This is a genomic window from Enterobacter sp. T2 (genome assembly GCF_010692925.1).
Taxonomy (GTDB): domain Bacteria; phylum Pseudomonadota; class Gammaproteobacteria; order Enterobacterales; family Enterobacteriaceae; genus Enterobacter; species Enterobacter kobei.
The window spans coordinates 4,233,508-4,246,378 of record NZ_CP048736.1; the positions used below are offsets into that span (position 1 = coordinate 4,233,508).

The following is a 12,871-nucleotide window of genomic DNA, read 5'->3' on the forward strand; positions in this document are numbered from 1 at the left end:
AATTTTTCAATTTGATACGCATTTTACCGCGAAGTTCACTATGGGTCATCGTTTACTTTGCAGTGCTATGCACCGTAGTATGACGGTTTGTTTTCGGGTTGTTAGCGCGAGATTATGCGATTTTCCAGATTTATCATCGGATTGACTACCAGTATAGCGTTCAGCGTTCAGGCCGCGAATGTTGATGAGTACATTAATCAGCTACCCGCAGGTGCTAACCTTGCATTGATGGTGCAGAAGGTCGGGGCGCAGACGCCAGAGATTGACTATCACAGTCAACAGATGGCGCTGCCTGCCAGTACCCAAAAGGTGATCACTGCCCTCGCCGCGCTGCTTCAGCTCGGCCCTGACTTTCGTTTTACCACCACGCTTGAGAGCAAAGGCAACATTGACGGCGGTGTGCTGAAAGGCGATCTTATCGCCCGTTTTGGCGGCGATCCGACCTTTAAGCGCCAGGATATCCGCAATATGGTGGCGGTGCTGAAAAAATCCGGTGTGACGAAAATCGAGGGTAACGTGCTGATCGACACCTCGATTTTTGCCAGCCATGATAAAGCGCCAGGCTGGCCGTGGAACGACATGACGCAATGCTTTAGCGCACCACCCGCCGCCGCGATTGTTGACCGCAACTGCTTTTCAATTTCCCTTTACAGCGCGCCCAAACCGGATGATTTAGCGTTTATCCGCGTGGCATCCTACTACCCGGTGACCATGTTTAGCCAGGTGCGTACGCTGGCCAAAGGCTCCCCGGATGCCCAGTATTGCGAACTGGACGTGGTGCCTGGCGATCTTAACCGTTTCACGCTCACCGGCTGTCTGACCCAGCGCGCCGATCCCCTGCCGCTGGCCTTTGCGATACAAGATGGCGCGAGCTACGCGGGCGCCATTCTGAAGGATGAACTGAAGCAGGCAGGCATTAGCTACTCCGGTACGCTACTCCGCCAGACGCAGGTCAACCAGCCCGGAACGGTCATCGCCAGCAAACAGTCGCCTCCGCTGCACGATTTGCTGCGAATTATGCTGAAAAAGTCTGACAACATGATTGCTGATACGGTGTTCCGCATGATCGGCCACGCGCGTTTTGGCGTGCCGGGAACCTGGCGCGCGGGCTCAGACGCTGTGCGCCAGATCCTGCGCCAACAGGCGGGAATCGATCTGGGTAATACCATTGCTGTCGATGGTTCCGGATTATCGCGTCATAATTTGATCGCACCGGCAACCATGATGCAAGTGCTTCAGTACATTGCACAACATGACTCTGAGCTAAACTTTATTTCAATGCTGCCGCTTGCCGGGCATGACGGTTCTCTGCAGTATCGCGCCGGGCTTCACGCGGCCGGCGTAGATGGCAAAGTATCCGCTAAAACAGGTTCACTGCAGGGCGTTTACAATCTTGCAGGGTTCATCACGACCGCCAGCGGACAACGCATGGCCTTCGTACAGTATCTTTCCGGCTATGCCGTCGAACCGACCGATCAGCGCAACCGTCGTATTCCGCTGGTTCGCTTCGAAAGCAGGCTTTATAAAGACATTTATCAGAATAACTAGCGATGAAACTACTCATAGTTGAAGATGATCTGTTATTGCAGGAAGGACTCGCGCTAGGGCTTGCCAACGAAGGGTACGCTCTGGATTGTGCCGGTACCGCGGCAGAGGCGGATTCCCTGATCCAGAGCGGCGAATACAGTCTGGTGATCCTCGATTTGGGTTTGCCGGACAAAGACGGCGCGACGCTGCTCACCCAATGGCGTCGGCGCGGCATCGCTAACCCGGTGTTGATCCTGACAGCACGCGATGCGATTGAAGATCGTATTACCGGCCTCGATGCTGGCGCAGATGACTATCTGGTGAAGCCCTTTGCGCTCGCAGAACTTCAGGCCCGCGTGCGGGCGCTTATCCGGCGCTATCAGGGGCACAGCGATAATCTGCTGACGGACGGCGACATCACGCTCAATCTGCAAACCCAGCAGGTACTGCGTCAGTCCCAGCCCGTTGAAGTGACCCCCAAAGAGTTCGCCCTCCTGACCCGCCTGATTATGCGCAGCGGGCAAACGGTGCACCGTGAAACGCTGCAACAGGACATTTACTCCTGGCAGGACGATCCCGGCTCTAACACCCTGGAAGTCCACATCCATAACCTGCGTCGCAAGCTTGGCAAAGACAGGATAAAAACCGTCCGCGGCGTTGGCTATCGTCTGGAGAGCCAGAAATGAACAGCATGCGTCGGCGATTAATGGTGTTGCTGGCGGTCATTCTGTTATTTTTCCAGCTGATAAGCGTGATTTGGTTGTGGCATGAAAGTCGTGAGCAGATTGGCTTTCTGGTGAATGAAACGCTGTCTGCAAAAGCCCGCAATAACCATGTCGAAAAAGAGATCCGCGAGGCGATTGCATCTCTTCTGGTCCCTTCCCTGGTGATGGTCAGTTTCACTCTGCTGTTTTCATTCTGGGCGGTCACCTGGATAACCCGGCCTCTGAATAAACTCCGCGACAGCCTCGCTAACCGTTCGGCGGATAACTTAACGCCGCTGCCTATGTATTCCGACATGGAAGAAATAGGCGCCGTTACCACCTCTCTCAACCAGCTACTCGCCAGGCTGGACAGTACCATTCAGCAGGAGCGTCTCTTCACCGCAGACGCCGCCCACGAACTGCGAACGCCACTGGCCGGGATCCGGCTTCATCTGGAGTTAATGGCGCAGTCAGGCTCTCCGCAGGCAACAACGTTAATCAGCCGTATCGATCAGCTCATGCATACCGTTGAACAACTGCTGATGCTGGCCCGTGCCGGACAGGCGATGGCGAGCGGTCACTATGAGACCATCAACTGGACGGACACGATCATCACGCCCCTTGGTCTTGAGCATGAAGCCAAAGAACATACGGTGATATGGCCGGCCAAAAGTACCCTTACGGTGCAGGGTGACGCGGTGCTTTTGCGACTGATGCTGCGTAACCTGCTGGAAAATGCCGGACGTTACAGTCCACCAGGCACAACAATCACCGTGGCACTAACCGAGGTTGCGGGAGGTACGCTGGTCAGCGTGAGCGATCAGGGGCCCGGCATCGATGAAGCACATCGACAGTCGATCACCGAGCCGTTCCGTCGGCTCGATCAGCGCTACGGCGGTAGCGGCCTGGGCCTGAGTATCGTACAGCGTATCCTGCAACTCCACCGCGGTAAGCTGGCGCTGGAGAACGGTGCTGAAGGCGGCCTGATAGCAAGCTGCTGGCTCCCCTCAACGCTGGAATAAAAAAAGCCCCCGGAATGGGGGCTTTAGACAGATATCAGTGCTTGTAGATGAACTCGACACCTTCTTCGTCGTCTTCATCCCAGTCATCGTCCCAGTCGTCTTCCTCTTCCGCTTCCAGCTCTTCGAGCTGCTGACGGTGGTAGTCATCCCACATGAATTCGACTTTTTCTGGCTGTTTCGCTTCTTCAGCCTGAACAACCGGGTTTTCGATGATAAAGGTCATCACGTCCCAGCAGAGGTCTTTCACGCCAACCTGGCTTGCCGCGGAGATCAGGTAGTATTTATCTTCCCAGCCCATCGCTTCAGCAATCGCTTTAGCTTTCGCTTCCGCTTCCGCTTTATCCATCAGGTCGATCTTGTTGAAGACCAGCCAGCGCGGTTTAGACGCCAGTTTTTCGCTGTATTTTTCCAGCTCACCGATGATGATCCGGGCATTTTCAACCGGATCGGAACCATCAATAGGATCGATATCAATGAGGTGCAGCAGTACGCGGCAACGCTCAAGGTGTTTCAGGAAGCGAATGCCGAGACCGGCACCTTCCGCTGCACCTTCGATCAGACCCGGGATGTCAGCAACAACGAAGCTCTTCTCGTTATCCATACGGACAACACCCAGGCTCGGTACCAGCGTGGTAAACGGATAGTCCGCCACTTTTGGTTTCGCCGCAGAAACCGCGCGAATAAAGGTCGATTTACCGGCATTTGGCATACCCAGCATGCCCACGTCTGCCAGGAGCATCAGCTCCAGCTGCAGATCGCGCTTATCGCCCGGCGTACCCATCGTTTTCTGACGCGGAGTACGGTTAACGGACGATTTGAAGCGGCTATTGCCCAGACCGTGCCAGCCGCCTTTTGCAACCATCAGGCGCTGACCGTGTTTGGTCATGTCACCCATGGTTTCACCGGTGCCCTGGTCAATCACGCGCGTACCAACCGGCACTTTAATGGTCACGTCTTTACCGCGTTTACCGGTACAGTCGCGGCTCTGACCGTTCTGACCACGTTCAGCGCGGAAGGATTTTTCGAAACGGTAGTCGATCAGCGTGTTGAGGTTCTCATCCGCCTCCAGCCACACATCACCACCATCCCCGCCGTCGCCGCCATCCGGGCCACCTCGAGGAATATATTTTTCACGGCGGAAGCTCACGCAACCGTTGCCGCCATCACCAGCCACAACCAGGATCGTTGCTTCATCAACAAACTTCATTTTACTCTCCGTAACTCATTCGCCTGAGCGGGGACCGCTTCATTTTTGCGCCAACGTCCCCAAAGACGATGACCAATGGCGGAATACATCGCGCCCGCAACCACGACAAACGCACCGAGATAGCCCAACAGGTTGAGCATCGGTCTGACGAAGACATCGGGCCAGGCCATTGATAACAAATCTGAAAATAACAGGGTAAACAGCGGAGTCAGCGTGATCAATGCGCTAACCTGTGCTGCCTGCCAGCGCGCCATTGCTTCAGCAAGCGCGCCATAACCAACCAGCGTGTTAAGCCCACAAAAAATGAGGCACGCCAGCTGCCAGTCGCTCAGCTGGGTAATGACACCCGGCTTTGCTAACGGCAATAATGCAACTGTACATAAAGTGTACAGCAAAAAAAGGATCTGCTGTGAGGCCAGGCGCCGCAATAACACCTTTTGCGCGACGCCATAGCTTACCCAGACCGTAGCTGCTCCCACACCAAAAATCACACCCCAGGTGTAATCCGTCAGGCGGGTAAAAATTTCGATCAGGCTGGTGTTAAAGAACATCACCAGACCACACAGCAACATGCTCGCCCCGATAATCTGCGTCCCACGCATCTTCTCCTTGAGGATAAACACGCTGGCGACCATCATGCCCACAGGTGAAAGCTGACCAATCACCTGTGACGCTGTAGGGCTAAGATACTGCAGAGAAGAGCTGAACAGGATGAAGTTACCAAACAGACCGCCCGTCGCGATAGCCAGCAGCACCAGCCAGCGCGGTTTGCGGAAAAGTCGCAAAGGCGGAAGCTTACCTTTGATAGCCAGAATGGCGCCGAGGCCGATGCTTGCCATCAGAAAGCGATAAAAGACCACCGTAGGCGGCTCCATCACTTCCAGTACTTGCTTCATTGCAATTGGCAGCGCACCCCAGCACATTGCGGTCGTGAGCGCCAAAAGAATACCAATGCCGGCCTGCTGCTTCATGCCCGTTTTCCCTACAGAAAATTTTCCGGGTTTCCAATGTAAAAAGCCCCGCAACACGTTGCGGGGCTTTAATCCGTTACCGGACCGAGAAAACCTTACTCAGCAACGATGCTGATGTATTTACGGTTGTTCGGGCCTTTAACTTCAAATTTCACTTTACCGTCTGCTTTAGCAAACAGAGTGTGGTCACGACCGCAACCTACGTTGTTGCCAGCGTGGAATTTGGTACCACGTTGACGAACAATGATGCTACCCGCCAGAACGGATTCGCCACCGAAACGCTTAACGCCCAGGCGTTTAGCTTCTGAATCGCGACCGTTACGTGTGGAGCCGCCAGCCTTTTTATGTGCCATTTAAATCTCTCCTCAGGTCTTAGGCGCTGATGCCAGTAATTTTCACATCAGTGAACCACTGACGGTGGCCCTGCTGCTTACGGTAGTGTTTACGACGACGAAACTTAACGATTTTAACTTTCTCGCCACGACCGTGAGCAACAACTTCAGCTTTGATAACGCCGCCATCAACGAAAGGAACGCCGATTTTGACTTCTTCACCGTTTGCGATCATCAGAACTTCTGCGAACTCAACAGATTCGCCAGTTGCGATGTCCAGCTTTTCCAGGCGAACGGTCTGACCTTCGCTTACTCGGTGTTGTTTACCACCACTTTGGAAAACCGCGTACATATAAACTCCGCTTCCGCGCACATCCTCGTATGATTCAGAGTGCGCTATAAATATTCACAATAGGGCGCGAATATTACGCAAAACGCGAGCCTTTGACAAGTGCTACCATCAATACATGAAGAAAAAAAACACAACACGTACGGTAACGTTTATCTGAGCCGTTTTTTCAGTACAATCAGCACTACTATTGATAAACCGAAACCCTTCGTTACCCCATTGAAGATGGGATCAACAGGATGAAAAGCCCGGCTTTTGCGATGAATTTAGAAAAAATCAATGAGTTAACCGCGCAAGATATGGCGGGTGTGAATGCAGCAATCCTGGAGCAACTCAACTCTGACGTTCAGTTGATCAATCAGTTGGGCTATTACATTGTCAGCGGCGGCGGTAAACGCATTCGCCCGATGATTGCCATTCTGGCTGCCAGAGCCGTTGGCTATCAGGGAAATGCCCACGTCACGATCGCCGCACTGATCGAATTTATTCACACAGCGACGCTTCTGCATGACGATGTTGTGGATGAATCCGATATGCGTCGCGGTAAGGCCACGGCCAATGCCGCCTTCGGTAATGCCGCCAGCGTTCTGGTCGGGGATTTTATCTATACCCGCGCCTTCCAGATGATGACCAGCCTGGGCTCGCTGAAAGTGCTGGAAGTGATGTCAGAAGCCGTAAACGTCATCGCTGAAGGCGAAGTGCTGCAGCTGATGAACGTCAACGATCCGGATATTACTGAAGAAAACTACATGCGCGTCATCTACAGCAAAACAGCGCGCCTGTTTGAAGCGGCCGCGCAGTGCTCCGGCATTCTGGCTGGCTGTTCTGAGGCTCAGGAAAAAGGGCTCCAGGACTATGGTCGCTATCTGGGGACAGCCTTCCAGCTGATTGATGATTTGCTGGACTACAGTGCGGACGGCGAAACGCTCGGCAAAAACGTGGGCGATGACCTGAACGAAGGCAAACCGACCCTGCCGCTGCTGCATGCGATGCGCAACGGAACTGCAGATCAGGCGAAAATGATCCGTGAGGCGATCGAACAGGGAAATGGTCGCCATCTTCTGGAACCGGTACTGGAAACTATGGCGATCTGCGGTTCACTGGAATGGACGCGTCAGCGTGCCGAAGAAGAGGCTGATAAAGCCATCGCTGCCCTTCAGGTTATTCCAGACAGCCCGTGGCGTGATGCCCTTATTGGCCTTGCCCACATCGCTGTTCAACGCGATCGTTAATCCTTTCACGCCTCCCCGTTTCCATCGCGGGGAGGTTCTAAAACACCCCAGTAAATTCCGTATTCATGTAAATTCATCGGTTTAGAGACCGTATGAATAAAGGCATGTCTTATTCTGAATATCCCTTCAAGTAACGCGAACTTTTTAGAACAAGAGTTTGAAATGGGTATAGTAAGCCAGTCGTTTCAGAAGAAACGGCGTAGGTGAATCCGCACTTAAGGACAGCGTTATGGATACGAAATTTATCGACTGGCATACGGCAGATATCATTGCGGCACTGCGCAAAAGAGGGACGTCACTGGCAGCAGAGTCCCGCCGCCATGGTCTGAGTTCTTCCACCCTGGCCAACGCCCTGACCCGCCCCTGGCCAAAGGGAGAATTAATTATCGCGACGGCGCTGGAAACGCACCCGTGGGTGATCTGGCCCTCGCGCTACCACGATCCCATTACCCATGAATTCATCGACAGAACGCGCATGATGCGCCAGAGAAAGTTAAAGAAAGAACCACAGGAATAACGCGCTTTTTAGCAGGAACAGCAACCCCCCGGTCATCTCTGGCAGGGGGCTGCCGGAACGATTACTCGCCCTTCACACGCTCGATATTGGCACCCAGCGCGCGCAGTTTGTCTTCGATACGCTCATAACCACGATCGATGTGGTAAATACGATCCACCACCGTGGTACCTTCCGCAATACACCCCGCCAGCACCAGGCTTGCAGACGCACGCAGATCGGTTGCCATCACCTGAGCACCTGACAGTTTCTCCACGCCGTGGCAAATCACGGTATTGCTCTCGATCTCAGCATGCGCACCCATACGGATCAGTTCCGGTACGTGCATAAAGCGGTTCTCGAAAATGGTCTCTGTGATGAAGCCTGTCCCTTCGGCAACCAGGTTCAACAGGGTGAACTGCGCCTGCATGTCCGTTGGGAACGCCGGATGCGGCGCCGTACGCACATTGACCGCTTTTGGACGCTGACCGTGCATATCAAGGCTGATCCAGTCTTCTCCGATTTCGATATCCGCGCCTGCATCACGCAGTTTCGCCAGCACCGCATCCAGGGTATCAGGCTGCGCGTTGCGACAAACAATCTTACCGCCAGAGATCGCTGCGGCCACCAGGAAGGTGCCGGTTTCGATACGGTCGGGCAGAACGCGATACACACCGCCGCCCAGACGCTCAACGCCTTCGATGGTGATACGGTCAGTACCCTGGCCGGAGATCTTCGCCCCCAGCGCCACGAGGAAGTTGGCAGTATCCACAATCTCTGGTTCACGCGCGGCGTTTTCGATGATGGTCGTGCCTTCTGCCAGCGTTGCCGCAGACATGATGGTGACGGTTGCGCCCACGCTCACTTTGTCCATGACAATGTGCGCGCCTTTCAGACGACCGTTGACGGAGGCTTTAACGTAACCTTCTTCCAGCTTGATCTCAGCGCCCAGTTTCTCCAGACCATAGATATGCAGATCAACCGGACGCGCACCGATGGCGCAACCGCCCGGCAGTGAAACCTGACCCTGACCAAAACGCGCCACCAGCGGGCCAAGTGCCCAGATGGATGCACGCATGGTTTTCACCAGATCGTAAGGCGCAGAGAAGTTGTTCACGTTGCTGGCATCGATCCAGACGGAACCGTTACGCTCAACTTTCGTGCCCAGCTGGGTGAGCAGCTTCATGGTGGTGTCGATATCTTTCAGCTTCGGTACGTTCTGAATTTCTACCGGCTCTTCCGCGAGCAGCGCAGCAAAGAGGATTGGCAGCGCGGCGTTTTTAGCGCCAGAAATTGTGACTTCGCCCTGGAGACGCGTTGGCCCCTGTACACGAAATTTATCCATTGTGTGCTCTCTTATAAATTCAACCGTGCTGCGGGCCTGTCGCCCTCAGCTCAAAAACCGTTTAGTTTGCGATCGCGTGCCCACTCTTGCGGGGTGAACGCTTTAATCGACAGGGCGTGGATGCGGTTATCCGCAATATATTCCATCAGCGGCGCGTACACAGCCTGCTGTTTCTTCACACGGCTCATACCGTCGAACATCTCACCCACAGCAATAACCTGGAAGTGACTGCCATCGCCAGTGACGTGGGCTTCCTGAAGGGAGAGTGCATTCATCAGCACTGTCTGGATTTCATGATTTTCCATGGGTTCTTAATCATCTGATAGTGAAAACAAGCCCAACATCTTAGAGCAAAGTGGCGTCGTCTTAAACAAGCAAAAAGCCCCGACGATGAAACTGTCAGGGCTTTCGGAAGTAACGCACTGAAAATATTAACGAGGCAGGACGTCCGGAGGCAAATTGTAGAGTTGGGCAAGGGTAACGACATTATCGCTCGCGCCATGAAGCCTGACGCTTGTCCCCTGCTTTTTCCCCACAGCGACCAGATGGGCGAGCAGCGCAACACCTGCCGTATCCACCCGCGTGACGTCGGTTAAGTCGATGAGCGTCACGCCCTGCATCGCGTCGTGGCGTTTATCCCACAGTGGGTTCAGCAGGTCCTGATCAAGTTCACCGGACAGCTTTAACGTCTCACCTTCACGCGACCAGCTGAGTTGCTGCGACATTACTTTTTCTCGTCCAGAGTAATTTTCTGACGCGCAATAGACTGCAGTTGCGCGGTCAGGCCATCAATACCTTTGGTGCGCAGCAGGTCACTCCACTCGTTCTGTTTGGTGGTGATCATGCTTACCCCTTCGGCAATCATGTCATAGGCCTGCCAGTGCCCGGTCTGGCTGTTTTTACGCCACTGGAAATCCAGGCGCACCGGTGGACGGCCGTTAGGATCGTTGATCGTCACGCGGATAGGCACAATGGTGGCATCACCCAGCGGCTGCTCGGGAGCAATCTGATAGGTCTGGCCGTGGTACATCGCCAGCGCCTGACCATACGCCTGTTTCAGGTATTCACGGAACGCAGCAAAGTAGGCTTCACGCTGCGCAGGCGTCGCATCTTTGTAATAACGTCCCAGCACCAGCGCACCAGCATATTTGATCTGCACATAGGGCAGCAGTTCCTGGTCTACCACGTCACGCAGATAATCAGGATTCGCGCGAATTTTTGGCTGTTCGTTTTTGAGACGGTCGAAGGTTTTCTTCGCAGCTTCGTCCATCAGTTTGTACGGGTTGCTTTGATCCGCAGCATGAGCCGCAGTCAGGGGAGCAATGACCAGCATGGCAACCATTAACAGTCGTTTAAACATGAATGACTTCTCCTGAATTAATTCGTCGCACCTGGGGTCGGCGCAGCGTTGGTATGGTCTTCACTCTGCGCAGGGGCATCGTCAGACTTTTTATCATCCCCTTTACTGTTGTAAAGGAACTGACCAATCATATCTTCCAGCACCATCGCGGACTTCGTATCCTGGATAACGCTACCGTCTTTAAGGATAGTCGTTCCAAGCTCAGGGTCTTCAAAGCCAACGTTGAGCGCCAGGTATTGCTCTCCCAGCAGGCCGGAAGTACGGATTGACAGGGAGCTGGTGTCCGGAATGTGGTTGTAACGCTCTTCGATATCCATCGCAACGCGCGGCAGATACGTTTTCTCATCAAGCGTTATGTCTGATACACGCCCGATAACAACGCCACCAATACGCACCGGTGAGCGCGCTTTCAGGCCGCCGATATTATCGAAGGTGGCATAGACACGGTATGTCGGCTCGGTGCGCACTGAGGTGATATCCGCCGCTCGCAGACAGATAAACAGTGCGGCCAGCAGCGCCAGCAGCAGAAACACGCCGACCCAAATTTCATTTTTTCTCGTTTGCATGAACTCAATTCCCAAACATCAGTGCGGTGAGCACAAAATCCAGACCCAGTACGGCCAGCGACGAATGTACGACAGTACGTGTAGTTGCACGGCTAATGCCCGCCGACGTCGGAATGGCATCATAACCATTGAACAAGGCGATCCAGGTGACCGTAATGGCAAATACCACGCTTTTAATCAGGCAGTTAACCAGGTCCATTCGCAGATCGATGGCATCCTGCATGGCGGACCAGAAGAAACCGGCATCAATGCCTTTCCAGTGGACCCCCACCAGCGAACCACCCCAGATCCCCACGGCGACAAACAGAACAGTCAGTAGCGGTAACGAGATCACCCCCGCCCAGAAACGCGGAGAGATGACCCGACGCAGCGGGTCGACCGCCATCATCTCCATGCTGGAGAGTTGCTCGGTGGCGCGCATCAGGCCAATTTCTGCCGTGAGTGCTGACCCTGCACGACCGGCGAACAGCAGCGCCGCCACAACCGGCCCCAGTTCACGCAGCAGTGAGAGCGCCACCAGCATCCCGAGGCTGGTTTCCGCACTGTAGGTGGTCAGAACGAGGTAGCCCTGCAGCCCCAGCACCATACCGATAAACAGGCCGGAGACAATGATGATGAGCATCGACAGCACACCGACATTATAAAGCTGCCGCACCAGCAGAGGCGCGTGCTTGCGAAACTCCGGCTTGCCAACCAGCGCGTTGAATAACATTAATCCGGCACGCCCGAACGTCCTGATGGTTTTTATGCCACGGTGTCCAAGGGCGGCCAACGCATTTAACAGCATGAGTGGCTTAACTCCCTAATCCCAGTAAATCGTCACGATAATCGCCCGCCGGGTAGCGGAACGGTACGGGTCCGTCAGCAATACCATCGAGGAATTGCCGCACGCGCGGATCGCAATTTTCCTGAAGCGCCTGGGCGCTGCCGTGTGCGACGATCTTTTTGTCCGCCACGATATAGGCGTAATCGGCAATGCTCAACACTTCCGGTACATCGTGAGACACCACAATACAGGTTACGCCGAGCGCGCTGTTCAGTTCAGAGATAAGCTTCACCAGCACGCCCATCGTGATGGGATCCTGTCCGACAAACGGTTCGTCGAACATGATTAAATCGGGTTCTAATGCAATGGCTCGCGCCAGTGCGGCACGTCGCGCCATCCCGCCAGACAGTTCTGAAGGCATCAGTTTCGCAGCCCCCGCAGACCGACAGCTTCAAGCTTCATCATCACCGTGCTTTTCAGCAGTTCAGGCGGCAGGCTGGTATGTTCGCGCAGCGGATAAGCCACGTTATCAAAGACGTTCATGTCGGTGAACAGCGCCCCCGACTGAAAGAGCATACTCATACGTTTGCGGACAGTATACAGGCGCGAGCGCGACATCTCCGGGATGTTTTCGCCATCGAAGAGGATTTCACCGCTGTCAGGTGGTATCTGCCCACCAATAAGGCGCAGAAGGGTCGTTTTACCGATCCCGGACGGCCCCATGATGGCGGTAATTTTGCCACGTGGTACGGTCAACGAAATATCATCGAATATCAATCGATTACTACGCGAGAAACTCACACCGCGAACATCGACTAAATTCGCCATCGTTTGGCTCATTTATGGTTCCTTTCTTACCCTGCTCACGTTTAAGCGTGCAGCCTGAATCAGCCCTAAACTCAGCATTTTTACAGAATATTAGCCATTGAGGTTAGCGAAAGCTGGCATTTGTTTTACTTTTCCGGCGCATAAAGTCAAAATTAGGAATTCGTTACGC

General features: G+C 54.2%; 15 protein-coding genes and 1 pseudogene. 5 read left to right on the forward strand and 11 right to left on the reverse strand.

The window, feature by feature from the left end; all coding sequences use genetic code 11:
• The first annotated feature begins 114 nt into the window (after positions 1-114).
• Genes dacB through pmrB form a run of 3 tightly spaced genes read left to right on the forward strand, consistent with a single transcriptional unit; the run spans position 115 to position 3,253 of the window.
• The gene (dacB, locus tag G0034_RS20240) at positions 115-1,548 is read left to right on the forward strand and encodes a serine-type D-Ala-D-Ala carboxypeptidase (RefSeq protein ID WP_047026835.1); all 1,434 of its coding nucleotides are present in this window, start codon (positions 115-117) and stop codon (positions 1,546-1,548) included.
• Between the two features lie 2 nt (positions 1,549-1,550).
• On the forward strand, positions 1,551-2,213 hold the full coding sequence (pmrA, locus tag G0034_RS20245) for a two-component system response regulator PmrA (protein WP_014885379.1): 663 nt from the start codon (positions 1,551-1,553) through the stop codon (positions 2,211-2,213).
• Positions 2,210-3,253: a two-component system sensor histidine kinase PmrB gene (pmrB, locus tag G0034_RS20250; protein WP_023331397.1), complete on the forward strand. Its 1,044-nt coding sequence runs from the start codon at positions 2,210-2,212 to the stop codon at positions 3,251-3,253. The genes pmrA and pmrB overlap by 4 nt, the downstream gene beginning before the upstream one ends.
• 34 nt (positions 3,254-3,287) lie before the next feature.
• On the opposite strand, the gene cgtA is transcribed toward pmrB, so the two are convergent.
• The 4 genes from cgtA to rplU all read right to left on the reverse strand — a co-directional run bounded on the left by cgtA (position 3,288) and on the right by rplU (position 6,115).
• Positions 3,288-4,460: an Obg family GTPase CgtA gene (cgtA, locus tag G0034_RS20255; protein WP_014885381.1), complete on the reverse strand. Its 1,173-nt coding sequence runs from the start codon at positions 4,458-4,460 to the stop codon at positions 3,288-3,290.
• Positions 4,457-5,431 (reverse strand): DMT family transporter, encoded by a 975-nt coding sequence (locus G0034_RS20260; RefSeq protein ID WP_014885382.1) that lies wholly within the window; start codon positions 5,429-5,431, stop codon positions 4,457-4,459. The genes cgtA and G0034_RS20260 overlap by 4 nt, the downstream gene beginning before the upstream one ends.
• A gap of 95 nt (positions 5,432-5,526) precedes the next feature.
• Positions 5,527-5,784 carry a 50S ribosomal protein L27 gene (gene rpmA, locus G0034_RS20265; protein WP_004385076.1) on the reverse strand — a complete coding sequence of 86 codons (258 nt, stop codon included), beginning with the start codon at positions 5,782-5,784 and terminating at the stop codon, positions 5,527-5,529.
• A gap of 19 nt (positions 5,785-5,803) precedes the next feature.
• Entirely contained in the window at positions 5,804-6,115 is a 312-nt protein-coding gene (gene rplU, locus G0034_RS20270) for a 50S ribosomal protein L21 (protein ID WP_003025032.1), read from the reverse strand.
• Positions 6,116-6,372: 257 nt separating this feature from the next.
• Between rplU and ispB the strand changes: the two genes are divergently transcribed.
• A complete protein-coding gene (ispB, locus tag G0034_RS20275; protein WP_032629753.1) occupies positions 6,373-7,344 on the forward strand; it encodes an octaprenyl diphosphate synthase in 972 nt (323 codons plus the stop codon).
• Positions 7,345-7,573: 229 nt separating this feature from the next.
• A complete protein-coding gene (gene sfsB, locus G0034_RS20280) occupies positions 7,574-7,861 on the forward strand; it encodes a DNA-binding transcriptional regulator SfsB (protein ID WP_014885384.1) in 288 nt (95 codons plus the stop codon).
• 61 nt (positions 7,862-7,922) lie between these two features.
• Here the strand turns inward: sfsB and murA are convergent, their stop codons facing one another.
• The 7 genes and pseudogenes from murA to mlaF all read right to left on the reverse strand — a co-directional run bounded on the left by murA (position 7,923) and on the right by mlaF (position 12,714).
• Complete coding sequence (murA, locus tag G0034_RS20285; RefSeq protein ID WP_014885385.1) at positions 7,923-9,182, reverse strand: UDP-N-acetylglucosamine 1-carboxyvinyltransferase; 1,260 nt, start codon at positions 9,180-9,182, stop codon at positions 7,923-7,925.
• A 50-nt stretch (positions 9,183-9,232) separates the two neighbouring features.
• On the reverse strand, positions 9,233-9,487 hold the full coding sequence (ibaG, locus tag G0034_RS20290; protein ID WP_008501458.1) for a BolA family iron metabolism protein IbaG: 255 nt from the start codon (positions 9,485-9,487) through the stop codon (positions 9,233-9,235).
• 126 nt (positions 9,488-9,613) lie between these two features.
• A complete protein-coding gene (gene mlaB, locus G0034_RS20295) occupies positions 9,614-9,907 on the reverse strand; it encodes a lipid asymmetry maintenance protein MlaB (protein ID WP_014885386.1) in 294 nt (97 codons plus the stop codon).
• Positions 9,907-10,542, reverse strand: coding sequence for a phospholipid-binding protein MlaC (gene mlaC / locus G0034_RS20300; protein ID WP_014885387.1), 636 nt, complete (start codon positions 10,540-10,542; stop codon positions 9,907-9,909). The genes mlaB and mlaC overlap by 1 nt, the downstream gene beginning before the upstream one ends.
• A 17-nt stretch (positions 10,543-10,559) precedes the next feature.
• Complete coding sequence (gene mlaD, locus G0034_RS20305; protein WP_014885388.1) at positions 10,560-11,108, reverse strand: outer membrane lipid asymmetry maintenance protein MlaD; 549 nt, start codon at positions 11,106-11,108, stop codon at positions 10,560-10,562.
• Between the two features lie 4 nt (positions 11,109-11,112).
• Positions 11,113-11,895, reverse strand: coding sequence for a lipid asymmetry maintenance ABC transporter permease subunit MlaE (gene mlaE, locus G0034_RS20310; protein ID WP_032635433.1), 783 nt, complete (start codon positions 11,893-11,895; stop codon positions 11,113-11,115).
• 7 nt (positions 11,896-11,902) lie between these two features.
• Positions 11,903-12,714, reverse strand: a pseudogene (gene mlaF / locus G0034_RS20315) (phospholipid ABC transporter ATP-binding protein MlaF).
• Between the last annotated feature and the right edge of the window lie 157 nt (positions 12,715-12,871).

Excerpts from the sequence above, each read along its gene's own strand:
- dacB (WP_047026835.1), top strand. The coding sequence starts at position 115 with ATGCGATTTTCCAGATTTATCATCGGATTGACTACCAGTATAGCGTTC.
- pmrA (WP_014885379.1), top strand. The coding sequence starts at position 1,551 with ATGAAACTACTCATAGTTGAAGATGATCTGTTATTGCAGGAAGGACTC.
- pmrB (WP_023331397.1), top strand. The coding sequence starts at position 2,210 with ATGAACAGCATGCGTCGGCGATTAATGGTGTTGCTGGCGGTCATTCTG.
- cgtA (WP_014885381.1), bottom strand. The coding sequence starts at position 4,460 with ATGAAGTTTGTTGATGAAGCAACGATCCTGGTTGTGGCTGGTGATGGC.
- G0034_RS20260 (WP_014885382.1), bottom strand. The coding sequence starts at position 5,431 with ATGAAGCAGCAGGCCGGCATTGGTATTCTTTTGGCGCTCACGACCGCA.
- rpmA (WP_004385076.1), bottom strand. The coding sequence starts at position 5,784 with ATGGCACATAAAAAGGCTGGCGGCTCCACACGTAACGGTCGCGATTCA.
- rplU (WP_003025032.1), bottom strand. The coding sequence starts at position 6,115 with ATGTACGCGGTTTTCCAAAGTGGTGGTAAACAACACCGAGTAAGCGAA.
- ispB (WP_032629753.1), top strand. The coding sequence starts at position 6,373 with ATGAATTTAGAAAAAATCAATGAGTTAACCGCGCAAGATATGGCGGGT.
- sfsB (WP_014885384.1), top strand. The coding sequence starts at position 7,574 with ATGGATACGAAATTTATCGACTGGCATACGGCAGATATCATTGCGGCA.
- murA (WP_014885385.1), bottom strand. The coding sequence starts at position 9,182 with ATGGATAAATTTCGTGTACAGGGGCCAACGCGTCTCCAGGGCGAAGTC.
- ibaG (WP_008501458.1), bottom strand. The coding sequence starts at position 9,487 with ATGGAAAATCATGAAATCCAGACAGTGCTGATGAATGCACTCTCCCTT.
- mlaB (WP_014885386.1), bottom strand. The coding sequence starts at position 9,907 with ATGTCGCAGCAACTCAGCTGGTCGCGTGAAGGTGAGACGTTAAAGCTG.
- mlaC (WP_014885387.1), bottom strand. The coding sequence starts at position 10,542 with ATGTTTAAACGACTGTTAATGGTTGCCATGCTGGTCATTGCTCCCCTG.
- mlaD (WP_014885388.1), bottom strand. The coding sequence starts at position 11,108 with ATGCAAACGAGAAAAAATGAAATTTGGGTCGGCGTGTTTCTGCTGCTG.
- mlaE (WP_032635433.1), bottom strand. The coding sequence starts at position 11,895 with ATGCTGTTAAATGCGTTGGCCGCCCTTGGACACCGTGGCATAAAAACC.